The following is a 25,873-nucleotide window of genomic DNA, read 5'->3' on the forward strand; positions in this document are numbered from 1 at the left end:
ACTTACAGGCAGAGTCTCTCAGACCCAATAAGGTTCCTGTTTATCCTAGTAACCACTACCGAAAAGACGTTAAGCCGGCAAATGTCTTTAAACTTCTTTAATCCAATTGATAGTTCCACTGATCGTTATAAAGAGCAAAGCGTTCCGCTCGATAGGCCCAGGCACTGGCTGGAAAATCCGTCAGATCGACGTTAAAGACCGTGTCGCCGTCTGAGGTAACTTCCATGATGGAGCTGGTCTGGCCGTTGTCGCGATAGCCAAAATCAACCAATCGATTGCCGGTATCCTTGAGATAGCGAGCACTGCCGATGATTTTGGTAAAGTAGTCCGTTCCTAGTGCTTCACCAAAATTCCAAACTTCTTCGATCGTCTGGTCTGTTTCGTTGATCCGAACTTGCCGAGCTTCTGAGTAGTTTTCAGAAGTTTCTTCATCGCCGCGGGTTACCGAAATATTGTTATCGTAAAACATCAGATCTATTGTTTCAGCATTTCCGTCTTGATCAGGTAGGATAATCGCAGCATGTTGACCGCCGCTGGCCTTGACCTCGCCGGCTAGAAAATATTTCTGATAACTTTGTGGCCAAGTGCTACTGTCGCCGATGATCCATTTAATCTCTGAAGTGTCGTAAGCGATTTTCATGATCGTATCTTGATGCCTCCCCGAAATTATAATGCTATTGTCTGTTTCATCATAAGCCACCGAATTTTGATGGAACCAATCGATTTTTCCATCTTCACGGCTAGTTGAATCATAGGTTTCATAGAAAGATTTTGGTAAAATAGCTTTCAAATCAATCGTTTTCTCGATCTCACCGGTTTTGCGATTTATTTCAATCATGGTGTCTTCGATGTAAGTACTGCCATCATTGACGGTCAATAATAGATTCCCGCTTGGCAATTCAATGCCGTCATGATGGACGACCGTTGTTTCTCCTTCACTTGTGCCCGCTTCATTGGCTGCATTAGAGCTGGAAAAAAAATCGTCGTAGCGCTGGTAGATTTTTCCTAAGTAGTCCGTCTCTAACAACACATTATACGTTTTGGCGGCATTGGATTCTTTGGTCAAATAAAGTAAATTACCATTGTTCAATTCTTTGAAGATATGACTATTGTAGCGCGTTGAATACCAACGAACGTCACCATTTGTATCAAAGGCATAGGCTTGTTTTGTACTAGGCACCACAAAGTTTATTCACTGTCGCCTAAGTCCATTTTTGTAGTATCTGCCGTTTTGACGTCAATCTTTGCGCTGGATTTGGGCAACGTTCCTGTTTTAATCGTTACCCTTTTTTCCAGGCTGTTGCCTGTTTCGTCGGTCAAAGTTACCGTCACTTCATTTTCGCTAGCGGCATAGAGTCCTAAAACGGGGATACTATGGTCCGTCGTGTATGCGTCGAAATCGTTTGTAATCGTGGTTGCCTCATCCTTTCCGGCAACCGAGATTTCGACTTTCATAGCTTCCGTTGTTTGAAAAAGTAGCAGCGCTGACAGCGGACTGGCCTCGTAAGGATTAAGCTGAATATACATATTGTCTTCATCGTATTTACCGCTTTTCAACAACCGTTGATACTTTTCTTCTTTTTCCGTTTGATCCGCTTGCCAGTCTTCATTCAATGAAACCGTCAGTTCAGCCGCTTGCTGATTCGACTCCGCAGCACTTATCCCGCAACCTGCTAGGCAAAACATCAAGCCAATCAACCAAGTCGCCTTCTTTAATGTCGTCTTCATCTACTAACTCCTTCCATTAAGATACCTGACTGAAGCTTTGGTTTTTCAGTTCGTAGACCACATCGCAAGCTTTCGCCACCTCTTGTTCATGAGTCACTAAAATGATGCATTTTTGTTGTTCATGGGCGATTTCTTGGAAAAGTCGGACGATTTCTTGTGAAGTCGCTTCATCTAGATTGCCGGTCGGTTCATCGGCCACGATCAATTCATGTTCGCAGCACAACGCGCGGGTGATGGCTACACGCTGTTGCTGACCACCAGACAAGAGAGTGACTTTTTTTTCTGCCAACTCTTTTGAAATACCGACTTTTTCTAAGTTTGCCAACGCGTAAGCCTTTTTATCCGTTTGTTGGCTTTGGGCGATCTCCATCGCCGTCACCACATTGTCCAGTGCTGATAAATACGGCAATAAATTATAGGCTTGAAAGACGATTGAAACATCTTGGCGGCGATACTCCCGCAGGCCGATTTTCTTCAATGGTTTGTCTTCATAAAAAATCTCTCCACTTTTTGGCGTATCCAAGCCCGCGATCAAGGATAAAAAGGTTGTTTTTCCTGAACCGCTTGTTCCTAAAATCCCATACATCTGGCCCTTTTCAAAAGTTAAATTAACTCCTTCAAATAGCGGCCCATTATTTTCATACCAGTAACCTAATTCTTTGGTTGTTAATGTCATAACGTTCTTTCCTCTCTTTGACGATTTTTTTAGCAAAACTACAACAGGCGGCGCAGGAATCTCAGGCAATCAAGATTTTCTTCGGATTCAAACGTAAAATCCCCGCCGATGATAAGACGATCGAAAATAAACTGATTCCTAACCCGATCCCCGCGAGACTCACAATCTCCATTGGTTGCAAGGAAATATTCAGTTCTTGGATGGCTTCGGTTTGGGTGAATGGATTGCCCCCCATTTGAGCACCACCACGAGGGCTAGCATTTCCGCTTGGCATTTGACCTTGTCCAGGCCCGCCATTTCCGGCTAGGTTGGTTTGTGTGTTAGCTTCTTGTGACGTGGTTTGTTGGTTTAATAATTGATTCCCCACGGCGTTGCCCACCACATTTCCGCTGGCTGCAGCAATTCCTAAAGCAAAGAGCATACAGATAACTATTTCCACAAAAAATTGTGCGATGACTTTCGTCCGTGACTCGCCTAATGAAAGCAGCACGCCAATCTCGTATTTCCGTTCACGGATTGACAGCATAATAATCAGTGTCAAAATAATCACACCCGCTGCGGCCACCAGAAGGACGATATTTTTCGCAAAGCTGGAGACGTTATTCAAAGGTTGCAGCATTTGCTGATACATTTGATCGTTGGTCGTTAAGCTAAACGTCTCGCTGTCGATCAATTGATTGGCTTTTTTCACAAAACTGGCCATTTCTTTCGGGTCGTCCAAATGATAGACCGCTGAATCGATCGTTTTACCATCAGATCCGCTTAAATTATTAACCAATGTATAGGAAGAAAAAATTGTATTGGCCGGGTTCATAAAATTAAAACGCGCTCCCATACTGTCGCCAGAACTGCTGGTTTTATAAATACCTTTGATGGTGACTTCGACATCTTTGTCGTCACTGTCTTTGATCTTGAAAGTATCACCGACAGTTAGCTCATTGGCCTCGGCCAAACTTTCTTCGATCAAGACATTATTGGTCCCTTCGTCTTTTGAAGTGATCGCCTCACCCGCGACCAGACTGGCTGTGCCCGCTGAAAATTCACTGTAAGTACTGCTTTCTGAGACGCCTTTGATTTGGAAATCCCCTTGACTCATGCCACCGGGGGCGCCTTGACCACCGAAACCACCAGACGCCTCTTCTGACGAATCTTCCTCGCTAGTCGTTGAGATGGGTGTGATTCCGGAACTTTGATCCGCTGAGGTACTAGCCTCAAAGGAATACGATTTAACATTGGCTAATTTCGCAATTTTTTCCGCGTCACTTAAATTGACGGGTGTTTGTTCAAAGCTACCGGGATCCGGACGACTGCTTTCACCTGTTGCCTCAGTTTTTTTCATCAATGCCTCCCGATTCGTTGCTAAGGTGACGGTCGCTCCGACACTTTTTTTCGCATTCGTCGTCGCCAATTCTGCACCACTGCGGATCGTCAAACCCGCCAAGACGAAAATTAGAATGGCTGAAAATACGGCGATCAGCATCAGCGTCCGACCTTTCTTGGCCCAAAGACTTTGGAGCGCTCGTTTAATATAATTCATAATGCTTCCCCCTTCATTTGTCTGCTTGTAGAATAGGCAAGCTGGCTTAACTCAAGCTTAAACAGGGAACAGAAAGTTTTAAGGTAGTTTTAGGAAAGCATGGTACACTAATGAAGAAAGCGGCAGTTGCAGTTTTTAGCTGAACAAAACTGCCGCACTTGATTAAGTAGGAATAGTTAAGCCACTTGAAAAGGAGCACACTAATGATAAAGCTATTGATTATAGAAGATGAAATCACACTTTCAGAGAATATCAAAGAAATCTTGTCCAATCTCGGGGAGATTACCCAAGTCTATGACGGCGCTGAAGGTCTGTTCGAAGCCGAAAGTGGCATCTACGACTTGATTTTGTTGGATCTGATGTTGCCAGAAAAAAACGGCTATCAAGTCTTAGCCGCATTACGAGCAAAAAATATCCAGACACCCGTGTTGATCTTGACGGCCAAAGACAGCCTTGAAGATAAAATCACTGGCTTTCAAACAGGGGCCGATGATTATTTGACCAAACCCTTCTATCGAGAAGAATTGATCATGCGGGTCAAAGCGCTATTGAAACGTTCTTTGGGACTTTTTTCAGATAATCAGCTCAGCTATCAACAACTGACTTGCCATTTAGATACGAAAGCGGTCACTTACAATGGTGCGACCTTACCGATCCAAGGCAAAGTGTTTGATCTGTTGGTTTACTTCATCCAAAATAAAGGCATGATTTTGACTAAAGAACAAATTTTTGATCGGATCTGGGGCTTTGATTCAGAGACCACCATTACGGTCGTCGAAGTCTATATGAGTCATCTACGCAAACATCTAAAGCCGACCGGAACGGATCAATTTTTCAAAACGCTCCGCAATGTGGGCTACATCTTACAAAAGGACTGACGCTATGAATACAGAAATCTCACGCAAACAACGTTTAAAATTTTTCTTTCTCAATGTCGCCGCTTTTGCCGGAATCTTCCTATTATTAGGCTTCATCACCTTGCAACTGCTGCAAAGTTCGGCTTATCGCCAAACAGACCTTTCCTTAGAGCAGATGGCTAAAAATGAGCACCTGATTGAGATGGAAATCACTCGGTATCAAGCCGGCAATCCATTTTTAGCCCAGATGCCTAATGACCAGCGCATGGATAATGGCCCCGTCGGCAATAATCGCTTCAATAGCCAAATCATTTTATGGTCAAAAGACGGCAAGATCCTCAATAAAGAGGTCTTAGGCGGGCGCTTCACTGAGTTGGAAAATCTAACCTTAGATAAAAACAGCCTCGATGTTGTCCAAGCTTTGAATCTGAAAAGTGCGACCGATGAGAGCCAAAAATTGTCCTTTCATTCGTATACGATCAAAGCCCAACAAAAAGACGAGATCGCTTATATCCAGTTTTTAGCCAACACCAATCAAATCGCTGACTCCATGAAGACTTTCGAAACGACGTTGCTCCTCTGTATGATCGTTTTTTGGCTAATCTCGATTGGTATCAGTTTTTACATTTCCAAAAAAAATATGCAACCGATCATGCAAGCTTGGCGCAAACAACAAGAGTTTGTCGAGAACGCCTCCCATGAACTGCGTACACCTTTAGCGATTATCCAAAACAGTCTGCAACAATTATTCACCCGTCCAGAGCACACCATTTTGGAGGAATCGGAACCGATCGCTCAAGCCTTGAGTGAGACTCGGCGCATGAAAAGTTTAACCGAAGATTTGCTGACTTTGGCCCGCAGTGATTCCAATCAATTGGTTTTACATAAAGAAGTGATTGACCCACAACACTTTATCCAGCAATTAGCGCAGCCCTTCCAAGAGATCGCAGAAATGAATGGCAAACAATTTGTACTGGAAAATTTTGCTGATCAGCCGGTCGCCTTCGATGAAAAACGGATCCATCAAGTGCTGGTGATCTTGTTGGACAATGCGTTGAAATACACCGCAGCCAATGATAAAATCATCCTGCAATCCGAGATCTCCAACGAGCATTGGCTCCTCGAAGTCAAAAACAATGGCCCCGCCATCAGCGATGAAGACAAGCAACACATCTTTGAACGGTTCTATCGTGAAGATCGCTCCCGTTCTAAAGAGACCGGCGGCTACGGTTTAGGACTAGCGATCGCCCAGCAGGTCATTCGTCAACACAAAGGAAAAATCAGCGTCCGCGACTGGCAGCCAAAAGGTGTGATCTTCCAGATCAAATTGCCGATGAAATAACAAAAACCTTCAAGTCAAAACCGACTTGAAGGTTTCTTTGCTTTTTAAGCTGACTGGTTAAACGAGTACGAGACTTCTGCCTCTCGCAGGTAAAATCTGGCCACCCCCTTGATTTTCCAGTCGTTCACTCGCTGGATCCAGCTGCCAATAAATTACTGCTGCATGTGATACAAAACTTCGGTCTTTCAAAATTTTAAACATCAGCGCCTTGCTTAGGTCTCTTGATAAAGCTTGATATAAAAGCTTTCTCCGCCTTTTATTAAATTAAGAGAAAAATAATCCCCGAATTAACTCAAATATGTTACACTCAGACAAAAGATAAAAAGAGGAGAATTCTCGTGACTGAATATACTGGCTTCGACAAAATTTATCGTGACATCGTCCTGGATATCATTGAAAACGGCACGGATCAAGATCCAAGCTTAGTCCGGGCAAAATACGCCGATGGCAGCCCGGCTCCTACCCGCTTCATCCAAGGCGTCAACTTTAAAATTACACCGGCTGACGGTATCCCGATCTTAAAATCAAAACGGGTCTTTCAAAAAACACCTTTAATCGAATTGGAATGGATTTGGCAAGAATTATCCAACGACGTGACTTGGCTCCAAGACCACAACTGTAAAGTCTGGAACGAATGGGTCGATGACCACAATACGATTGGCAAGGCCTATGGCTACCAATTAGCCAAAAAATGCCGCAAGTTGCCGGATCAGCCAGAAAAACTCAATCAAGTTGAATACGTCTTACACCAATTAGCCAACAATCCCGGCTCACGCCGCATCATGACTAGCCTGTGGGATGTTGATGATCTAGATGAAATGACGCTAGAACCTTGTGTCTGGGCGACGAACTGGAAAGTCAACAATGGCGTCCTTGACTTGCATGTCAAACAACGTTCAGCCGACATGGCGCTAGGCCAACCCTTCAATACTTATCAATATGCCGTTCTCCATCGGCTGATTGCAGATCAATTGGGCTTTGAATTAGGCACGATGCACTGGTCGATCGATGACGCCCACGTTTACGATCGCCATATCGCTACACTGAAAGACCAATTAGCCCAGCCGATCCCAACAAGCGATCCGACCTTGATCTTGCCAGAAAAAGTCGATGAACAAGGCCACGAACGCAGCTTCTTTGAACGCCGCTTATCAGAAGTAAAACTAGAAAATTATGAACATAACGGCGTCTTCAAATATGAAATCGCTGAATAAACTAAAAAAAGCTTTGGCCCACTGTTCATTCAGTAAGCCAAAGCTTTTTTGCTTATTTCTGACCGATCATTTGTTGCGCTCTTTATCTCACCCACCTGCGCTGACCGCTAGCCTGCGAAGAATTACCCCTAATAAGACAAAATCAACTCTTGTAATTTTTCCTGTGCTGCCTGATCCTCCGAGCGTTGGAAAGCTAGATCTGGTCGATATGCTCCTTGGCTTCCGTCGTCTTCGTACTCTCCAAAGCCGGTGTTGGTGCTGACCGTCATCCCGTTTCCCGTTTTCAATTCATAGACCACGCCGTTATCCCCTAGCAAATATTTACTAACCGGCTTAGTATGATCCAATTTGACTGAATAATTCGCCGCAAAAGAATCCGCAAAAAGCTCCTGTTTTCCTACGCCACCATCCTTGGCCGTATAAAAAATACATCCGCCGATGGCATGAATCGGAAAGGCCCGCTTTCCAGGCATATCATTGTTTTGTACTTGGACCTGTCCATCTGGAGTATTGGCGTACCAGTCGCCGTGTCCGGCTGCCCCGTGATCAAAAAACCAATCACTGACTGCCATATTCCCCATTACCGCCCGTTGACTCGCCCAATTAAGAAAGGCCAGATTGATGCGATTTTTTGCCAGATCATTCAATTGCGCCCCATGACTAGCGACAGTTTCCATGGAATTCGGGCTTTCTTCTACCGATTCTGAAGAAGGACTGAATGTGCTAGAACTAGAAGTTGAGCTGACTAAAGTTGCCGTGGTGGAAGTCGAAGCTCCCTTTTCAGCGGTAGCTGTTTCCCCGCTAGTTCTGGTGCTGGAAGCCGCAGCTGGCTTTTCTTCTGCCGAACTGCCGCACCCAGCGAATAAAATCAGCGAACAAAACCCTAATACCAAATACTTGCCTATTTTCATTATTCTTCCTCCCCAATTCTGGTGGTACTCTTTTTATACCTATAATTTTAGCACTAACGAATGAAAACTGAATCAGGCATCTTCTTTTACTTCACCCGACGACGGCGGTCTTTTGAGATAATCCCCGCCAGCAAAATAAATAGTACGACACTGGCGATTAAAATCAGCGCGGTTTTGTGGTTGCCTTTGAACAAGGCATCGCCACCGAAAGCATACAAAATCGAGCTTGGTGCCACACCGATCACGACGGCCAGACAAACTTGTTTAGCCGGCAATTTCAGTAAATCCACCGTGTAATTGACGATCGCCGCCGGAATAATCGGGATCATATAACCTAATGTGACACCGATCCGCGGATGATTCATCTGAGAGATCGCTTTGACCCAGCGATTCGTCTTGGTTTTAGGCGCTAAAAACTTTATTTTCTGGAGTAGAAAAATCGATAGTAAATTCCCTAACACATTACCAGTCAGATTCATCACGCTTCCTAGCGCTGGTCCATAACAGACTCCCACCAAAACCCCCACGACAGATGTCGGTAACCCGGGGATCGCACACATCAGACTGGTTAACGCCACTAAAATTAATCCCGTGCGAATTCCGTGGGAGCGAACACTTTTAAGCAACAGCTCACGACTTGCTTTGGGGCTCAAATATAATTGAATATCGGGATAATATTCGAGATACAAGCGATAAACCAATAGCCCCACCAATAATAGTCCCACCAGCAATAAAAAATGCTTGATATATTTTTTCATTTTTTCTCCTTATTTTCTACTTCTTCCTGATTATAACAAATTTTACGCAGAGAGACTCTTGGTGAGGTACAACCTTGCAGACGAAATGTAACCTGAGCCAACCTTCAGACAGCTTACAGTTTTGATAGATTAACTGAAAAGACTTGTATCCACGGTCAAATCCGCTATTCTGTATCTAAGAAGGTGATGGAATGTCAAACATCAAAACAAATGAACTGATGGACTTACTAAGTACCGCTTATGCCGATGAAAAAGTGGCCGAATTACCCGAACTGCGGCAGCTGCTCTTTAAAGCCGCTCAAGAATTGGAAAAATCCGAAGATACGCGACTCGTCGCTGTCTCCCTTTGCAATGAGATCACGCTTTACGCCCTAGCCCATCAAAACAGACTGCCCGAGGCGATCTCGGCACTGTATTACCAAATCAAACGTGAAGCAGAAATTTACAAAGGGATTGCACTAAGTACGATGTTGCTGCCAGTCTGGTTTTAATGAATACGAGCAAAATAAAGAAGCGATCACTGAAAATGCTCGCTTCTTTATTTCGTTAAGTTCGCTTTTTAGCTGATTCCGATGGCCCGTCCATCCCACTCTTTTGTAAACTCGGCAATCGACACCCAAGCCATTGCTCCACGATCATAAGCCTTGTTGGGACCACCTGATCCCGCCTTAGCATTGGAACTATAATACAATGGATCATAGACTAAAAATTTATTGTCCTTGTAGCCAGCAATCACCTTGCAGTGGTTACGGATCGTATTTGCTTGGTACGAAGAATAGCCATAGTATAAAATCGGATTGCCGTTGATGATCCGATCAACAATGTTTTGTGTGTTCACATGACTGATGTTTGACACATTTTTGTACCATTTCTTGGTAAAAACAGTCGTATAAGTTGGGGAATTGCCTACTTATACGGCTGTTTTACATAAAAATATCCTACCGTGTAGTGGGATCAACGAAATGATAGGTCGGTTCTTTTTCAGAACGGTCCCTAACTAAAACTTTCCCTTCTCCATTCGAAATTGCTTTTCCTTCTCCTTTGTCCACCCTGCGAAGTAACCCATTAAAGGCTCCTGGTTTATCTTTTAATGTGGGAAATTCCTCCGTAAGCTCACTCATAAGCTCTTGTCTAGTCTTCTTTTCATCTGAATCAAATAAAATTGGAATTAATTCCCTCATCGCTTCAGTTAAGTTTCCTGCATTTCCAATCTCCGTACGGTTTACCTGTGAAAAACTCATAATTGATTTAAAAGATTCTTCGGAAAGTTCTTTAGAAAAATCTTTTTCTAAAATCGAGATGAAATCTAGAAATTCTGCATTATCTTCATTATTTTTCAAACTAGTAATTGATTTTTTTATAGTAACATCCTGATTTATCGACGCTTCAAACTTCGAATATTGACCATTATAATGTGTCTGGAAGCAAACTATATAAAACAAAAGCTCTGGTTTGACTTTTTTATTGGCTTCCTTTCCATCCATTATTGTCCTTAAGAGCCAATAAGCATTCATAATTCTCTTAATTCTTCTTGGATTTCCTCCTACTGAAAAATTAACTATTTTGCTTACTAAATTCAAATCTATCCCTCTAACATTATTAAATTCCCCTAAATTTCCAATATACTCCCTGATCTGTTCATCATTTGAGAGCGTATTAGGCAAATAGAATGGTAGTTGAATTAATTTCTCAAAATAATTTCTAGAATCGCTAAATGCTGAATCTAGATTTTTATACTTAGCTTCCAATCCTTCTTCTATAACTTTCTCGTCGACTGCCACTAAATACACACAATTTTTCATAGACAAAAATAATTTCAAAAATTCTAAAATTTCAATCGCATTTTCTGGATTTATTCTATCTAAATCATCGATGAAAATAACATATCTCTTTTTTTTAGATGAAATTTGAGCTTCAATACTCTTTTTTAATTCTTTGACATCTTGAACAATGCTAGATTCACCATGAATACTCTCACCTTTCAGTAACTTCTCTAAATCTAGATTGGAAAAATCTAGTTTGGGGAATTTATTCAAAGCTGTACTTAAAAAAACATTTGCTCCCGCTCTAATTACTCTTTTAAGTAACTTAGCAGTTTTTTTGTCTGGGGCAATCTCCGAAACATAACTCTTTAACAATGATAATTTCAGGTTATCATTGGGTTCAAATTGAGATATTTCCCAAGTATTAAATTCAACAAATTCTATTTTTTCTTTATCCAACTGCCCTTTTAGCTGATGGACAAAACTTGTTTTTCCACTCCCCCACTCGCCTGTGATCGAGATTGTCATCGGAGTGTCACAAGTTGTAACAATTTTCTTGAGTGCTTGAACATAGTCTCCTCTTTTCAATAGATCCTTTGAACTAGGAGCATCTGTATAACCCTTTTTATTTTCCATATTTTGACTTCCCTTCAACAATGTATGTCTACCGTTTTATAGTAATAAACCATAAAATCGATCGGATAAATTATAACATTAATTATTATTTATATGGTACAAAAAATAAAAAAAGATATATTTTATCTGTGAATATGCAAAAAAAGATTCTCCTCCAAGAAGAGAATCTAAAATTATTCGCTATTTTTAAGCAACTTGTTTAGTTAGCTAGCTCACCGTTTCCTCAAAGGCAAGATTTCTTCCATCATTAACTCGTCTAATTCACGACGGACGGATTTCCAATATTTTAATTTACTTACCGGGGTTTCAGCTTTTTGTTTGTATTCCTCGTAATTACTAGTTCTTTTCAGCTCTGCTTCACCATTTTGTCTGACTCTTTTGGGATTGTAATTAGAGACCATAAATTCCAATTCGCCTTCGTTCACTTGCCACTTATCAGAAAATTCTTCAACCAGTTCATAGGTCGTGTTGTGGATCAAGTTCTCTAATAATACGGAAACGTTTTGATTTCGATAAGCCTCTGGGTCCGCCTGAATTTCATGCCAAAGGTGTTTCATTAAATCGGCTAATTTAGGATTCACTTTTTCTAAATCATTCAAGTATTGATTAACCTCTGCCGCAGCTTTCTGATCGGTTTTAGGAATCAATTCATAGGCATCATCGCCTTGTGGTACAAAGGATTGGATCAGCATCAAAATATATTCATAGTTAATCTCTTCGGTCTTAATCGATTCCAACTCATACTCAATATCGACTTCTAAATCCTCTGGACCAGCCTCCACGATATTTGGTCTAATTTCGTCTAATATATTGACATATTTTCCTTTAAATTCTTCGATTTCTTTAAATTGGATCGGGAAGAAGGTTCCTAGCATCTCATCCTCATACTCACTATAGACTTGAACCGAAGTAAACGTCTTGTCCAATTTTTGGAATATTTTCGCAAATTTCTTCTTTAGCGTAAGGTTTAACTCATCGGCTGATTCAGGAGTGGGAGTCAATTCTCTTAAATTTTTAATCGCCTTTCTAAAAGATGCGACTGCCTCATCCCAAGTAGGAGCTAACACATCATTTTCACCGCCATTTGAGTAAAGAATCAAGGCTTCCTTGACACTATTTTCAAAGGTTTGCGGCATTTGAAATGTCACAATTTGCCCGTATTTCTTATATTTGTCAAACAAACGATTGGTCCGAGAAAAAGCCTGAATCAAATCATGCGGCTTCATTGGTGGACGATCGATAAACAAGGTAGAAAGACACGGTGCATCGAAACCTGTTAACAAACGATCCACGACGATTACTAAGTCTAATTGCTCCGCCCGAGGCAAATATTTTTCTTTTTTACGCGCCAAGCGATCATTCACATTTCGATTATAGGCCCGAATCGTTTCCATTGTATAACTCGTATCGAATTCTACATTATAATCTCTTAGTGATTCTTTCATCTTTTCTTGATTAGTGATCGAAGCCTCTTCATTTTCAGAAATTGAATAAGTAATCGCTATTTTCGGAAAATCTGGTAGCACGCGTTTCGTTTCTTCCGAGATCTTCACGAATGTTTCGCCAGCTTTTACTTTTTTGAAAAGGTCATAATATTTTTGAGCCTGCGCAATCGATGAGGTGGTTAAAATCGCCGCATACGTCTGCCCGGGACCTTTGCTAAATCCTAATTTTTTCCGTGATTTATTAACGATGGAGTGAATAACTTCCAGCATATGGTACTCTTCTTCATAGACGATTTTCGGCAAACTATCTTCCCGTTCAACCAAATCCATTTCTTCCACGTCTAGCAAGTTTTCCGCATACATTTTAGCAACCACTCGATTGAGTGATTCTTCCGAAAACGTACTTTGATATTCAATTTGAAAACCTAAAACGGCTTGATCGTGAATCGCCTCTTTTACCGTATATTCGTGAAGTCTTCGGCCGTATTGTTGCTCCGTCGTTCTGGCTAAATTTCCCAGCACTTTTTTTGCATTTTCAGCAAAAAACGGGGTCCCCGTAAAACCATACCAAAGGGAGTGAACAAAAAATTCTTCAATTTCCTGTTTCTTTTGCGGTGAAACTGCCCTATGACACTCGTCCACGATAAAGGCGGTCTTTAAGTGCGTCAACTGCTGATACCGTTTCGTTTCTTCTTTTCCTTGCAGGCGTTTCATCACATGGTTCAATTTTTGAATCGTTGTCACGATTACCGTTCGGTCATCAGATAACAATTTCTTGATTAAATCACTCACGTTGTCCGTCTCGTCCACTTCGATCACATCATTTTCCGCATAAGAACTGAACGAACTTGACGTTTGCTGATCCAAATCCACTCGGTCTACGATAAAAATCGTCTTATTAATTGAAGGAATTTGCAGTAGATTCCGAGCAACTTTATAAGAAGTTAAAGTCTTGCCTGAGCCTGTTGTATGCCAAACATAGCCCGATTCTTGACGCTTCGATGCTTCCTTAACCGCTTCAATCGCATGAATCTGATAAGGCCGCAGTAAAATCAACGCTTTTTTCTCTTTATCCAACACCGTATATTGCGTCACCATTTTATGAGCTTGGGGAATCGATAAAACCTCTTCCGCAAATTCTAAATAGTCATTAACCGGACGATTTTCCTTATCCACCCACTTAGTCAAAAATTGTTCATTTAACTTAGTGTCCATTGCCGAAGCAATATAGCGTGTATCCGTCCCATTCGATACAACAAACATTTGTAAGGTTGAATAGATCCCGGTGAACTTTCCTTCAGTTAGATATTTTTTTATCTGTCTAAATGCATCCATATAAGGATGATTTCGATTTTTTAATTCGATATGAATCATCGGCAAACCATTAATCAATAACGTGACATCAAAGCGCCGATTCTGATCCTCAAAGGATTTTTTGTCACTTTCAAACTGATTAATTACCTCATAAGAAGACATCCCACCAGCAACATCGGCGCGGTTTAAAACCCGTAACCGAATCGTTCCTAACGCCGCATCTTCCCGTTGTACTTGAACCTTCGCAATGCCATTTTCCCCCACTAACCAACGAGCCGCTTCATAAAAATTAGGAAAACTCAATTGATTTTGAATCTGACGAAATTCTTGCTCCGTTAAGGGAACTTGATTTAAAACATCCTTGTTATTATTTTCTAACTTCACCCGAAAATTTGCCCACAAATCATCTTCTGTGTGCAAGTCTTTTCGATAAATCCACTGAGATTCCCCAGTAATTAATTGCTGAATCAGATTATTTTCAATAACAGCTTCCGTTGTCATTCTATTTGCCATTCATTTTCACTCCAAACAAACACACTCAATATTCGATTTCTTTAAATAAAGTATATCATTGTTTAGCGTGGAAGCTATAAAGATTGTGAATGATGGGAACAGCGTAAGTTTGAAGACTCTATAAATTTGGTAGGAGGTGCGACACCTTATAAAGATAATAAAAATTATTGGCATGGAGACATAATTTGGTTGTCTTCTCAGGAAATTAAAAACAAATTTGTTTCAAAAGGGACTTATACTATAACTGAAAAAGCCGTTACCGATAACAAAACCAAAATTATATCAGCAGGAACACCATTAATTGTCACACGTAGCGGAATATTAGCCAAAAGATTTCCTTTGAGTATTCCAACAGTTGACGTAGCTATTAATCAAGATATTAAAGCTCTAATTTATGATAAAGCTAAACTGAATACCGAATTTTTAGTTGCAGAAATAGAGTCAAAAGAAGCATATATCTTGAACAGTATTGTTAAAACCGGAACAACGGTTCAATCAATTAATATTCCAGATTTAAAAAAAATGATACTAAACATTCCGATGATTGAAGAACAAGAACAAATAGGTTCTTTTTTCAATCAACTCGACGATACCATCACCCTCCATCAGCGTAAATTGGATTTATTAAAACAGTTAAAACAAGTCTATTTGAAGAAACTTTTCCCGAGAAATAGCGAAACAGTTTCTGAATTACGATTTGCGGATTTTAAAGATAAATGGGAGCAGCGTAAGTTGGGGGAGATAGCTGAAATTGTTCGTGGAGCCTCTCCACGGCCAATTCAAGATCCAAAATGGTTTGATCCAAATTCTGATATTGGCTGGCTACGTATTTCTGATGTAACTGAGCAAAACGGAAGAATTCGTAAGCTCGAACAAAAAATTTCTAAAGCAGGACAACAAAAAACTCGGGTTTTGGAAACACCTCATCTATTACTGAGCATAGCAGCAACGGTAGGTAAGCCGGTGATGAATTATGTTAAAACAGGAGTTCATGATGGCTTTCTAATTTTTCTTAATCCAGAATTTAACACCGAATTTGTATTTCAATGGCTTGAAATGTTCAGACCTCAATGGCGAAAGTATGGACAGCCAGGTAGTCAAGTGAACTTAAATTCTGAGTTGGTTCAAAATCAAAAAATTTTACTTCCTTCAGTCGAAGAACAAAAGAAAGTAGCTATTTTTTTTGAAGAACTCGACAAAAACATCACCCTCCATAAAAACAAACTAGATCAGCTCAAACAGCTAAAATCAGCCTTTCTTCAAAAAATGTTCATCTAAATTTATCCCAGAAGACGTATTAATCTTCTGGGATTTTTCTTTAAACTAAAGCACTTAAATGACGGATGATTTTATCGTTATCTTGGTTTTCCAATTCTTGAATAATGTGAAGGTACGTTTCTTGCGTGGTGGTCATACTAGAGTGCCCCAATCTTCGAGCAACACTAGCAATCGAAACACCTGCAAAAAGAAGCAATGAAGCATGTGTATGCCGTAAAGAATGAATAGTAATCACCGGGACATTAGCTTTTTTACACAAGACTTCGAGGCGATTATTAATCGTTGAATTGAACACCCGTCCTTTGACAAAGATTAAGTCATTTTCATCCAACTCTTTTGTTAATTGTGAAAACTGCATACTAATTTGCCAATCAATCTGAATCTTTCTTTTAGAAGATTCATTTTTAGTAGGCTGAATCATGCCCTTGGTTTTTTTATAATTCCACGTTTTATTGATGACCAAACTCTGATTAAAGAAGTCAAAGTCCTTTGGTGTTAATGCAAGCGCTTCTGCAAAACGGATTCCCGTTTTAGCAACTAGTAAAATAAACCAATCCCAATTTATTTCGTTATTCAGTTCTAATTGTTTCAATAAACTTTGCAATTCATATTGATTCAAAAACTTTGGTTTCTTTTTACGAGGTTCTTTGCCTTTAATAATTATTTTTCTTGTAGGATTTCGCATAATTAATCCTTCATCAACTGCGTCAAGAATCGCTCCTTTAACTTGATGATGAAAATCCATCGTTGTTTGTTTTTCGTGGGTTAAAGCATACTCATTCAAGAGCCGCTGATAACTCCTTCGATCCAATTCAGAAACATGAAGATCAGGGGCCAACTCCACAAGCCGCTGATGAGTGATGTAATACTTATCTAAGGTAATCTCGCGAATCGCTCCAACTTTATACAACTCCAACCACTCTTCAAAATACTCATGAAACAACACATCTTTTTTTCTTCTTCCCATACAAAAAAGCCTCCTTAAAATAGTAAGTTAGATTTCATCATAACTATTTTTAGGGGGCTTCGTTTTATTAGATAAACATTTTTTGAAGAAAAGCTGATTTTAGTTTCTTAAGTTGGTCCAGTTTGTTTTGATGAAGGGTGATGGTGTTACCGATACTCTTGAATAATATCCCAATATTTTCTTGTTCCTTATATTCTTTTGGAAAGCACACTTTGGTTTCAAATAAATTCCGTTTGCTAATTGATGATACTTTTGTTCCTTGTATTAATCTCAATAGCTGCTTATGGTATGCAGATGAATTTAGATAGTACCCCCAATAGAAGCTAGCGGACTCTTTTTGGGGTCGTACAACAATTGTGTGAAGCCCTGATACAACAGATTGTTGATCTATATTCCGTATTTCACAAGCTTTTCCTACTGTATAATCTTCTGCTGCGTCAGCAAAAACCAAATCGCCATCGACCAATAAATTATTTTCGTAATTACTTAATAACCCATCATTGACATACGGAATTGAATCTTGTTCAGCATCAATTATTTCTTCATACTTAATGAGAACATCCCCGTAATGAATATTTCTAATTTTGCCACCTTTATAATTCAATTGTGCTCGTGATAATGAATTTGTTGAAACTGGAAATAGAAACACGTCTTCAAACTTACGCTGCTCCCAGGCTTCTTCAAAATCCGTAAATCGTAATTCCGGACGATCTTCTCCATTTTTCGGGAACATCTTCTGTAAATAGGCTTGTTTTAACTGTTTTAGCAAATCCAATTTACGCTGATGGAGGGTGATAAGGTCGTCCATGTCGTCAAAGAACTTTCCAATCTTAGTTTGTTCTTCATGATTAGGCAACTTGATTTCAAGAACATTAATTTGCCACAACGAAAGCGACGGTTGTGCGCCGATAGTTGCATCACTCTTTATGAACGATGCAATACGTGGAGTTTTTAAAGCATTGAAGACAAATTTCTCATCCGCATCACTTAAACGAATGATTCCAATCTGCTGATTAGTATTGGCTGGAAGGTCTATATCTTTGACTACACCAACTCGTCCAAGTGTTCCCACGATTGAAAATAGTACGTCACCAGCTTTAAGTTGAGAACGTTTAAGGTATCCTTCGTGCTCTTCAATACTTGTGTTCGCAGTTACAAAAATATCTCCCGATTCTGGATTGATGCTTTCAGTTTTAACGTAATTGACTTCTCCAGACCAAGATTTATCTCTAGGGGTAGTGCCTTTCGTAATAACTTTTGATATGTCCTCAAGCTTACGCTGTTCCCATTCATTTTTAAATCCTTCAAATCGTAGTTCTGGTACTTTCTTATCAGTCATTAGAGAACACCGCCTTGGTGATTTCGATGATTTCTTTAGAGTCATCCGTCACTTGGAGTTCGTCTAGCATTGACAAGAATGATTGTTCGGCTTCTTTGATTTGTTTATTCAGATCAATCATCTCTTTGCCTAATTCGGCAATATTAATCGGCTCTTCTTCTTCAAAAGTATCAACATATCTTGGGATATTTAAATTAAAATCATTTTCAACGATCTCATCGTATGCCGCCACATGTGCGTATTTATCAACATCTTCACGGTTTTTATAGGTTGCTAAAATTTTATCAATGTGCTCTTCTTTCAATAGATTTTGATTCTTTCCTTTTTCAAAATCTTTTGAGGCATCGATAAATAGGACGTCTTTTTTATCCCGTTGCTTTTTCAGAATAATAACCGTAGTTGGAATGGACGTATTGAAAAAGATATTTGCAGGAAGTCCGATTACCGTATCGATTGCTCCATTTTCCAATAATATTTTCCGGATTTTCCCTTCGGCATTGCCTCTAAACAATACTCCATGAGGGAGAACGATCGCCATGACACCTGTATCTTTCAAATGATAATAACCATGAAGTAAGAAGGCGAAATCGGCTTTGGATTTTGGTGCTAATACACCATACATAGAAAAACGTGGATCGTCTAAAAAGCCTTTTTCGGCAGACCATTTGGCGGAATACGGCGGATTCATCAACACCGCATCGAAATTGGTCGGTTCTTCAGTCGGCCAGTCTTGATCCAATGTATCGGCATTGTGCAAATGTTGATTTGCTGTATCGACACCGTGAAGGATCATGTTCATTCTGGCCAAGTTATACGTTGAAGTATTTAATTCCTGACCAAAGTAGTCAATCGTTCCAGGCTCTTGGGAATATTTTTTGACATTCAAAAGTAAGGAACCTGAACCCATGGTTGGATCGTAAACACTAAATCCTCTTTGTGCTTCTTTTTCTTGAAGCACGATTTTGGTCATCAACTCAGAAACAGGCTGCGGTGTATAGAACTCACCGGCCTTTTTCCCAGAATCTGAAGCAAATTGCCCAATCAAGTACTCATATGCATCACCTAGCGTATCCCCGGCATGTCCAGCAACATCGAGAACCGCTAGTTCTTTCATCACATCCGCAATACTTTGATTCTGTTTCTGGGGAGTCGCGCCTAATTTTTTAGAATACAAGTCGACATCTTCAAACATATTTTCAAAAATTTCACTTGATTGTTCGATATTCCGGAAGCCTTGGGCTAAATCCTCTAATTGAAATTTCCCTTTATAAATATCCTGAACCAGTGCTGTAAACGTTAATTGTGGTTCTAATGTATAAGAAAAATCATATTGTAGATTTTCTAAAAGATCTTCTTTAATTTCTTCGTCATTATATGCTTCCGCATAAATTCGCTGTGCTTCATTTAAATCACTAGTCTCTTCCTCCAATAAGTCGGCCGAATGATAAAGTAATTTATCTGATAAATATTTATAGAAGATTAACCCCAATAAATAACTTTTGTAATCCGAAGCATCCATCTTTGATCGCAGAATATCTGCGGAATTCCATAACGCTTGGTATAAAGTGGTTGAATTTGTTGTAGCCAAGATGTTTTCTCCCTTCATGATAGCACATAAAAAACCTTACGCTTGAATACAGCGTAAAGTGTGCCAAGTTTAATTATAACTGAAAAAGAGAAAATAAAGAATACGAGTTAGAATATAAAAATCTTCATTATATATTAAATTATTGTATTCTGTATTAAACCTTTTTATCTTCAAACTCATTAATGTTTGAATGAGTATTCTTTTGCTCACTGTTGCAAAAACACGAAAGGCCATTCATTTTTTGAACGGTCTTTCGTGTTTATATTATTTATCAATTCTACACCCTTATTGGGCTTATATTGCAATTTTTCTCACCTCTGAAGCTGGTTGACTACTACAGATTGTGAAAAGCTATTTTAGGATCGCTATTTCAATTCATCATTAGTTACTCATTGATCTTATTTGTACAAAATACACCATAATAATGTTTCAAACAATTCTTCATAGAATTAGATACAACTTTTTTTAAGTCCAAGTAATTGTTAGGTTTTTCCTCATCAATTCCTTTTTGTGCAGCATTAACTAAGTCAGAAAAAATATTGATTTTACTAATCCCTTGCAAGCTGCATTGATTTAGATTGTCATCTCCAGATGAAGAACCGCCATGTAAAACTAAAGGTGTTTCTATTGCTTTAGCAATTTCGTTGAGTCTTTCAAAATTGATTTCAGGAACTCCTTTATACATTCCATGAGCAGTCCCAATTGAGACCGCTAGCGAGTCAACGTTAGTTTCTTCAACAAAGCGTATCGCATCCTCCACTGTTGTATACTGTGAATCAGTTTCTTCGTGATTTTCATAGTTTACGCCTGACCCTACATGGCCGATTTCCGCTTCAACTACCACACCTTTTGGATGAGCGTATTCAATGATTTCTTTTGTCTTTTTCACATTTGTCTCAAAATCATCTTGTGAAGCATCAATCATAACAGATGTAAACCCAAGATCAATCGCTTTTTTAATAACACTTGGAGTCATTCCATGATCCAAATGTAGAACAACTGGAACTTTCGCTTTTTCAGCGTAGAATTTCCCAAAATAAGTTGCTTCTTCTAGAGTAATAAATTCTAAGTGAACTTCTGCCAAGGCTAAAATAACTGGTAAATTTAGCTCTTCGGCAACTTCAACATAATCTTTCATTGATTGTGCATCAATAAAATTTGGCGCAGGAATTGCGACCCCTTTCTCTTTACTAATTTTAAATAACTCCTTTGACGTTACTAACATTCTCAATACCCCCATTAATTTCTTTATTTGGAACAATAGACTTTTTAGTAAGTCCAACAATTAACATAGTCACTACACTGCCTGCCAAGATACATGCAACATATAAAATCGGCCGATTGACGGCGATTGGAATAACAAAGATTCCACCATGAGGTGCGGTTAGCTCAATTCCAAACGCCATTGATAAAGCGCCACCTACTGCTGCCCCAATAATATTTGCTGGGATAACTCTAATAGGATCTGCTGCTGCAAAAGGAATGACTCCTTCTGTGATAAAACAAGAACCTAACACATAAGCTATTTTACCGGTTTCACGATCTTGATCCGTAAATTTATTTCTAAAGAAAGTTGTCGCTAATCCTAGACCAATTGGCGGAATCATCCCACCACACATCAGAGCTGCCATAGGTCCATAAACTCCAGCTGTAATCATTTGAATACCAAAAGCGTACGCAATTTTATTTAATGGTCCTCCCATATCGCTTACCAAAATTCCCCCTAGTAAAGCTCCTACTAAAATAGCATTAGAACCATTCATCCCTGTCAGCCATCTTACTAAAGTATCATTGAACGAGCTGATTGGTGTATTAATGACATACTGAATCACAATCGTAGTAATCAATGTTCCTAGTACAGGATAAAGTAAAACCGGATTCAATCCATGTAAAGACTTGGGTAATTTGACTAATACTTTTTTCAGAAGCAAAATAGTATACCCTGCAACGAATCCAGCGATAAGCCCTCCTAAAAAGCCAGAACCACCAGTTGAAGCAATCATCCCACCAATAGCACCTGGAGCCAGACCCGGTCTATCTGCAATGCTGAATGCGACGTAACCAGCAAAAATCGGCACCATTAAACCAAAAGCTGCACTACCGCCGACAGAGTTTAGAAAGGCGGCAAACTCATTGTATTGACTTGAATCGGGATTTGCTGAGTTGACTCCAAACATAAAGGATATGGCGATAAGAATCCCACCTGAAACAACAAATGGTAGCATAAAAGAAACACCATTCATCAAGTGCTTGTAAATATCAAATGCACCGCCTTTTTTGCCATCATCATAGTCGGAAGATGTATTTGTTGAGCCTACTGCTTTGTATAATTCTTTTTTTGCAAGTACCTCATCAATTAGCCCATCAGCATTATTAATCCCACGTTTGGTAGATGTTTCTACAACCTTCTTTCCATCAAACCGACTCATATCTACTGTTCTGTCGGCCGCAATGATTACTCCACTTGCATGCGCAATTTCCTCATCAGTTAGACGATTTTCTGTTCCACTGGACCCATCTGTTTGAACTTTTATCGCAATTCCACGTTTTTCAGCTGCATCTTTTAACGCTTGAGCCGACATGTAGGTATGGGCAATTCCGGCCGTACACGCCGTAACAGCCACCAAAGATTGAACATCAGAAGAAAGTATATTGTTAACAGATTCTACTTCCTCTTCTTCTACTTCTTTCTCATCAATAACAGAAATGACTTCTTCAACAGATCTAGCCAGAATCAACTTGGCACGAAACAATTCATCCATCAAATAGGTTGATAGTCTTGACAATGTTTCCAGATGCTCATCTGTTGCGCCTTCTTGGGCAGCAATCATAAAGAACAACTGACAGCTTTCCTTATCATAGACGATTCCTTCAAGGCTCCTCCCAAAAATTACGGCTGGTTTATTAACATAAATAGATTTGGTGTGAGGCATTGCAATCCCGTACCCAACTTCAGTCGATACAGCCTCTTCACGTTTCCAAATATCTTCTTTAAATCCGTCTAGATCTTTTAAAAATCCATTTTCCATTAAACGGACTGCCATGGTATCAATGATTTCTTCTTTATTTTTTGCCTCTAGATGAAGAAGAATATTCTGTTCAGTAATCAGTTCTGATATTTTCATGTTTTCATCTCCCTATTCTCAATTACACTATTAAACTCGTCTAAACTTTTAGTTTTTTTCACTTCTACTAATAATTCTGGGTCCTTTATAATGTTGTATATTTCTTCCATCACTCTACTAGTATTTTTTTGATCATCTTTACCTGGCACAATCATGATAATTAAATCCACAAATTGATTACCCCAGTCGATTGGTTTTTCTTGTATCGCTACTGCTATCTTGGTTTTTTCAAATCTACTTGTCAGCAAGGGATGTGGAATCGCTATACCATCACTGATATCAGTTGAAGAAAATTCTTCTCGTTCCAAGATACTATCCATCATTTCAGGTGCTTCAATTCCCGTTAATAGTCCTAGAAGAAGTTCTTCTTTATCTTGAAATCTTTGTTTAGTGAAAAAATCAATCTTTGTTCCAAAAACATAGTTCATTTTTCTCATCAGATTGTCGATCTTTTGATAATCTTCTTCAGTTGGTGTACCGTTTATCACTATCAAATTGGCTTGTTCTATCCCTATTGAGCCAAACGATATAATCAAATCAAAATTCGAAAGGGCCTGATTATTATTTGGAGCGTTTTGACCGATTACAGTAGTTTTTATTGAGACATTTGAATATCGTCGTTCCAATTCATTTTTCAATAAATAGCCAATCGATTGAAGTCTGCCTAAAAGAATGACAATCTTCACATTCTTCGTTTTACTTCGTTCAATAAATGAGGCAAAATGAATCGCTATATAGCCAATCTCATTCTCCGGTAACTGTAATTGGATAGATTTTTTTAAATCGTTCGCAAAACTCACAGCCATATAATACCCTTGAATAAAGTCTTTTTTTATTGTTGTAATGAACGTATTCTCTATATAGAAATTAAACATCAATGGATATATGTCCCTTGCAAGATGCATCAACAGTCCCGAATATAATTGCTCATCTTCTGAAAGCTTCATTGAATAATCCTGCTCAAGAACGTTTAAAGAATTCTTAACACCAACTCTTAATTCCTGCGGTACAGTAAATTTTTGGTCATTATCTGCTGAGATCATTAACCGTTGACTAATCAAGTAGAAACTAAAATAAATAATCTCCACATCAGGAATAATTATTTTAGAGCGATTACCATAGTCGTACATAATGGATTTTGCGGCTTCAAATTCTTTAGTACTCTCAATTTCAACTAGATCCAAAGAATCAAAACTATAATCACAAAAATGATTTTGAGATATTCTGCGAACCGAAATTATCAAATAAGACAAGATGGATAGCGTCGTTTCTGAGCTATCAGGAATTTGCAAACTAGAATATTTCTCATGAAAAAAGGTCATAAGTCCTTCCAGGGATTCGCGTGCCACCCAATCTTTAAAATGATAAGCTAAAGAATCGATAAAACTATTTTTATTAAGTGTAGTGATTTTCGACAAACTCTCTAAAAGTAATCTTTTTTCAATTTCGCTTCCTTTCAGCCTAACTCCTTTAAAAATGACGCTTTCAATTCTTAAATTCTGAAATTGTGTCTCCATCATTTTTTGAATTTTGATCACATCTAAGCGGATTGTTTGATTAGAGAAATATAACGATTCGGCAATCTCTTCATATGTAATCCAATCATCTGCATCAATTAAATATTTAACGATAAAGAACATTCTTTCTTCGAACTCAAAATGCTCACTAACCTTAATATCTTCAACGGCTCCAGTCAGGATGTATCCTTTGTTCTTATTAGTAAGTATTTTAGAATCAATTAAATAGTTTTCGTTCAAATCTTTTATATAGTTACGTACACTTCGATCAGAAATACCTAATCGCTTGGCAATCTCCTTTCCTTTGATATATTTGTGCTCTTCTTGTAGCATAGCGATCAATCTCAAATATTTTTCTTTCAAAAAGAATCACATCCTTTACATCTGTATAGTAAACGCTTTCTATTTTCTTTACTACCATGTATATCTACCAATTCGTTAGGAAAAAAGGTAGTCTATATCTTACAATTAACTCATTCAGTTTTACACTTTTACTGAATTCCTACAAATTAAAGTTAGTTATCGATACCTATTAATAGATATTAAAGATATCTCCAATTTAGATATCCTTTTGGATTTGAGTCAATATCTTGGACACATTTTAGTAGAGACGGTTATGTCATTTTTTCTTTTGCCAAATCTTCAAACTCCTGAGGGGTTAGATAGTGAATCGAACTATGAAGTCGATTCCGGTTATAAAATCCCTCAATATAGCTAAATAGTGCACGATTTGCTTCTTCAAAATTTGAGTAGCTAGTCGTGTAAACTTCTTCCTTTTTCAATGAGGCGTGGAAAGATTCGATTCCTGCGTTATCATAAGGTGTTCCCTTTCTACTATAGGAATGCCTTATTTTGTTGGTTTCAAGCCATTTTTCTACTTCTGTTGCTGTATATTGACTGCCCAAGTCAGTGTGTAGAATCATTCCTTCCGGAATGTGATACTTTAGTTTTGCTTTATTCAACGTTTGAATGACACAATCCACCGTCATTCTTTTTGAAAATGTATAACTAATAATTTTTTTCGTGTGTAGATCCATGATGGAAGACAAGTAACACCAGCCATTTTTCTTAGTAGGAATGTATGTAATGTCAGCCGCCCATTTCTCACAAATAGTTTTAGTAGAAAAGTCCTGATTTAATATGTTCTCTTTTGAAATAATCGCTTTATTTAACCTTTGAGGTCTAAATTTTTTTACTACAATCGATCTTAAATTTAATTGCTTCATTAGCTTTTGGACATGTTTAAGAGATACTGAAATGCCATCTTTTAATAAAACTTGATGAATTTTAGTGGCACCATAGCGCTGTTTATTCGTAAAAAAAACTGTCGAAAATAGTCTCTTTCAACGTATTTATTTCTGATTT

At 38.9% G+C, this 25,873-nt stretch carries 19 protein-coding genes and 3 pseudogenes; 6 read left to right on the plus strand and 16 right to left on the minus strand.

Translation table 11 applies throughout. The annotated features are described in order from the left end of the window. Nucleotides 1–97 precede the first annotated feature (97 nt). From EP1_RS08730 to EP1_RS08740, 4 genes are all read right to left on the minus strand, one after another. Nucleotides 98–1,180 carry an aryl-sulfate sulfotransferase gene (locus tag EP1_RS08730; protein ID WP_245630599.1) on the minus strand — a complete coding sequence of 361 codons (1,083 nt, stop codon included), beginning with the start codon at nucleotides 1,178–1,180 and terminating at the stop codon, nucleotides 98–100. Nucleotides 1,181–1,188: 8 nt separating this feature from the next. Next, nucleotides 1,189–1,728 (minus strand): aryl-sulfate sulfotransferase N-terminal domain-containing protein, encoded by a 540-nt coding sequence (locus EP1_RS13680; RefSeq protein WP_245630600.1) that lies wholly within the window; start codon nucleotides 1,726–1,728, stop codon nucleotides 1,189–1,191. Between the two features lie 16 nt (nucleotides 1,729–1,744). Next, nucleotides 1,745–2,404: an ABC transporter ATP-binding protein gene (locus EP1_RS08735; protein WP_067626511.1), complete on the minus strand. Its 660-nt coding sequence runs from the start codon at nucleotides 2,402–2,404 to the stop codon at nucleotides 1,745–1,747. Nucleotides 2,405–2,465: 61 nt separating this feature from the next. Continuing rightward, the gene (locus tag EP1_RS08740) at nucleotides 2,466–3,941 is read right to left on the minus strand and encodes an ABC transporter permease (protein ID WP_067626513.1); all 1,476 of its coding nucleotides are present in this window, start codon (nucleotides 3,939–3,941) and stop codon (nucleotides 2,466–2,468) included. Nucleotides 3,942–4,144: 203 nt separating this feature from the next. On the opposite strand from EP1_RS08740, the gene EP1_RS08745 reads away from it, so the two are divergent. The 3 genes from EP1_RS08745 (at nucleotide 4,145) to thyA (ending at nucleotide 7,354) form a co-directional block, all read left to right on the plus strand. Beyond that, a complete protein-coding gene (locus EP1_RS08745; protein ID WP_067626517.1) occupies nucleotides 4,145–4,819 on the plus strand; it encodes a response regulator transcription factor in 675 nt (224 codons plus the stop codon). A gap of 4 nt (nucleotides 4,820–4,823) precedes the next feature. After that, nucleotides 4,824–6,140 (plus strand): sensor histidine kinase, encoded by a 1,317-nt coding sequence (locus EP1_RS08750; protein ID WP_067626518.1) that lies wholly within the window; start codon nucleotides 4,824–4,826, stop codon nucleotides 6,138–6,140. 338 nt (nucleotides 6,141–6,478) lie between these two features. Continuing rightward, nucleotides 6,479–7,354 (plus strand): thymidylate synthase, encoded by an 876-nt coding sequence (gene thyA, locus EP1_RS08755; RefSeq protein ID WP_067626521.1) that lies wholly within the window; start codon nucleotides 6,479–6,481, stop codon nucleotides 7,352–7,354. A gap of 128 nt (nucleotides 7,355–7,482) precedes the next feature. Here the strand turns inward: thyA and EP1_RS08760 are convergent, their stop codons facing one another. Both EP1_RS08760 and EP1_RS08765 read right to left on the minus strand, forming a co-directional pair. Beyond that, nucleotides 7,483–8,265 (minus strand): hypothetical protein, encoded by a 783-nt coding sequence (locus tag EP1_RS08760; protein WP_083507524.1) that lies wholly within the window; start codon nucleotides 8,263–8,265, stop codon nucleotides 7,483–7,485. Nucleotides 8,266–8,351: 86 nt separating this feature from the next. Then, nucleotides 8,352–9,023 (minus strand): TVP38/TMEM64 family protein, encoded by a 672-nt coding sequence (locus EP1_RS08765; RefSeq protein WP_067626528.1) that lies wholly within the window; start codon nucleotides 9,021–9,023, stop codon nucleotides 8,352–8,354. 191 nt (nucleotides 9,024–9,214) lie between these two features. Here EP1_RS08765 and EP1_RS08770 point away from each other — a divergent pair, with 191 nt between their 5' ends. Further along, a complete protein-coding gene (locus tag EP1_RS08770) occupies nucleotides 9,215–9,514 on the plus strand; it encodes a bacteriocin immunity protein (RefSeq protein ID WP_067626532.1) in 300 nt (99 codons plus the stop codon). Nucleotides 9,515–9,582: 68 nt separating this feature from the next. On the opposite strand, the pseudogene EP1_RS08775 reads toward EP1_RS08770, so the two are convergent. The 3 genes and pseudogenes from EP1_RS08775 to EP1_RS08785 all read right to left on the minus strand — a co-directional run. Then, nucleotides 9,583–9,903: pseudogene (locus EP1_RS08775) on the minus strand (C39 family peptidase); the annotation flags it as partial. 58 nt (nucleotides 9,904–9,961) lie between these two features. Continuing rightward, the gene (locus tag EP1_RS08780) at nucleotides 9,962–11,422 is read right to left on the minus strand and encodes a KAP family P-loop NTPase fold protein (protein ID WP_067626534.1); all 1,461 of its coding nucleotides are present in this window, start codon (nucleotides 11,420–11,422) and stop codon (nucleotides 9,962–9,964) included. Nucleotides 11,423–11,634: 212 nt separating this feature from the next. Continuing rightward, nucleotides 11,635–14,694 (minus strand): type I restriction endonuclease subunit R, encoded by a 3,060-nt coding sequence (locus EP1_RS08785; RefSeq protein ID WP_067626537.1) that lies wholly within the window; start codon nucleotides 14,692–14,694, stop codon nucleotides 11,635–11,637. A gap of 105 nt (nucleotides 14,695–14,799) precedes the next feature. On the opposite strand from EP1_RS08785, the pseudogene EP1_RS13735 reads away from it, so the two are divergent. Together EP1_RS13735 and EP1_RS13740 are read left to right on the plus strand one after the other, a co-directional pair. Next, nucleotides 14,800–15,312: pseudogene (locus tag EP1_RS13735) on the plus strand (restriction endonuclease subunit S); the annotation flags it as partial. Between the two features lie 30 nt (nucleotides 15,313–15,342). Beyond that, a complete protein-coding gene (locus EP1_RS13740; protein WP_067626557.1) occupies nucleotides 15,343–15,972 on the plus strand; it encodes a restriction endonuclease subunit S in 630 nt (209 codons plus the stop codon). Nucleotides 15,973–16,012: 40 nt separating this feature from the next. On the opposite strand, the gene EP1_RS08795 is transcribed toward EP1_RS13740, so the two are convergent. The 7 genes and pseudogenes from EP1_RS08795 to EP1_RS08825 all read right to left on the minus strand — a co-directional run. Further along, nucleotides 16,013–16,939: a site-specific integrase gene (locus EP1_RS08795; RefSeq protein WP_067626539.1), complete on the minus strand. Its 927-nt coding sequence runs from the start codon at nucleotides 16,937–16,939 to the stop codon at nucleotides 16,013–16,015. Nucleotides 16,940–17,006: 67 nt separating this feature from the next. Next, complete coding sequence (locus EP1_RS13305; protein ID WP_083507526.1) at nucleotides 17,007–18,278, minus strand: restriction endonuclease subunit S; 1,272 nt, start codon at nucleotides 18,276–18,278, stop codon at nucleotides 17,007–17,009. Next, nucleotides 18,271–19,884, minus strand: a complete 1,614-nt coding sequence (locus EP1_RS08805; protein WP_067626541.1) for a type I restriction-modification system subunit M — start codon at nucleotides 19,882–19,884, stop codon at nucleotides 18,271–18,273. Before EP1_RS08805 ends, EP1_RS13305 begins: the two co-directional genes overlap by 8 nt. A gap of 367 nt (nucleotides 19,885–20,251) precedes the next feature. Next, a complete protein-coding gene (locus tag EP1_RS08810) occupies nucleotides 20,252–21,091 on the minus strand; it encodes a class II fructose-bisphosphate aldolase (protein WP_067626545.1) in 840 nt (279 codons plus the stop codon). After that, nucleotides 21,063–22,991 (minus strand): PTS fructose transporter subunit IIABC, encoded by a 1,929-nt coding sequence (locus EP1_RS08815; RefSeq protein WP_067626547.1) that lies wholly within the window; start codon nucleotides 22,989–22,991, stop codon nucleotides 21,063–21,065. The genes EP1_RS08810 and EP1_RS08815 overlap by 29 nt, the downstream gene beginning before the upstream one ends. Then, nucleotides 22,988–24,871: a BglG family transcription antiterminator gene (locus EP1_RS08820; RefSeq protein WP_067626549.1), complete on the minus strand. Its 1,884-nt coding sequence runs from the start codon at nucleotides 24,869–24,871 to the stop codon at nucleotides 22,988–22,990. Before EP1_RS08820 ends, EP1_RS08815 begins: the two co-directional genes overlap by 4 nt. A 251-nt stretch (nucleotides 24,872–25,122) precedes the next feature. Next, nucleotides 25,123–25,812, minus strand: a pseudogene (locus EP1_RS08825) (IS3 family transposase); the annotation flags it as partial. Between the last annotated feature and the right edge of the window lie 61 nt (nucleotides 25,813–25,873).

This window comes from Enterococcus pseudoavium NBRC 100491, from assembly GCF_001544295.1.
Taxonomy (GTDB): domain Bacteria; phylum Bacillota; class Bacilli; order Lactobacillales; family Enterococcaceae; genus Enterococcus_A; species Enterococcus_A pseudoavium.

Excerpts from the sequence above, each read along its gene's own strand:
- EP1_RS08795 (WP_067626539.1), bottom strand. The coding sequence starts at position 16,939 with ATGGGAAGAAGAAAAAAAGATGTGTTGTTTCATGAGTATTTTGAAGAG.
- EP1_RS08765 (WP_067626528.1), bottom strand. The coding sequence starts at position 9,023 with ATGAAAAAATATATCAAGCATTTTTTATTGCTGGTGGGACTATTATTG.
- EP1_RS08780 (WP_067626534.1), bottom strand. The coding sequence starts at position 11,422 with ATGGAAAATAAAAAGGGTTATACAGATGCTCCTAGTTCAAAGGATCTA.
- EP1_RS08760 (WP_083507524.1), bottom strand. The coding sequence starts at position 8,265 with ATGAAAATAGGCAAGTATTTGGTATTAGGGTTTTGTTCGCTGATTTTA.
- EP1_RS13305 (WP_083507526.1), bottom strand. The coding sequence starts at position 18,278 with ATGACTGATAAGAAAGTACCAGAACTACGATTTGAAGGATTTAAAAAT.
- EP1_RS08770 (WP_067626532.1), top strand. The coding sequence starts at position 9,215 with ATGTCAAACATCAAAACAAATGAACTGATGGACTTACTAAGTACCGCT.
- EP1_RS08805 (WP_067626541.1), bottom strand. The coding sequence starts at position 19,884 with ATGAAGGGAGAAAACATCTTGGCTACAACAAATTCAACCACTTTATAC.
- EP1_RS08735 (WP_067626511.1), bottom strand. The coding sequence starts at position 2,404 with ATGACATTAACAACCAAAGAATTAGGTTACTGGTATGAAAATAATGGG.
- EP1_RS08785 (WP_067626537.1), bottom strand. The coding sequence starts at position 14,694 with ATGGCAAATAGAATGACAACGGAAGCTGTTATTGAAAATAATCTGATT.
- EP1_RS08810 (WP_067626545.1), bottom strand. The coding sequence starts at position 21,091 with ATGTTAGTAACGTCAAAGGAGTTATTTAAAATTAGTAAAGAGAAAGGG.
- EP1_RS08815 (WP_067626547.1), bottom strand. The coding sequence starts at position 22,991 with ATGAAAATATCAGAACTGATTACTGAACAGAATATTCTTCTTCATCTA.
- EP1_RS08745 (WP_067626517.1), top strand. The coding sequence starts at position 4,145 with ATGATAAAGCTATTGATTATAGAAGATGAAATCACACTTTCAGAGAAT.
- EP1_RS13680 (WP_245630600.1), bottom strand. The coding sequence starts at position 1,728 with ATGAAGACGACATTAAAGAAGGCGACTTGGTTGATTGGCTTGATGTTT.
- EP1_RS08750 (WP_067626518.1), top strand. The coding sequence starts at position 4,824 with ATGAATACAGAAATCTCACGCAAACAACGTTTAAAATTTTTCTTTCTC.
- EP1_RS08740 (WP_067626513.1), bottom strand. The coding sequence starts at position 3,941 with ATGAATTATATTAAACGAGCGCTCCAAAGTCTTTGGGCCAAGAAAGGT.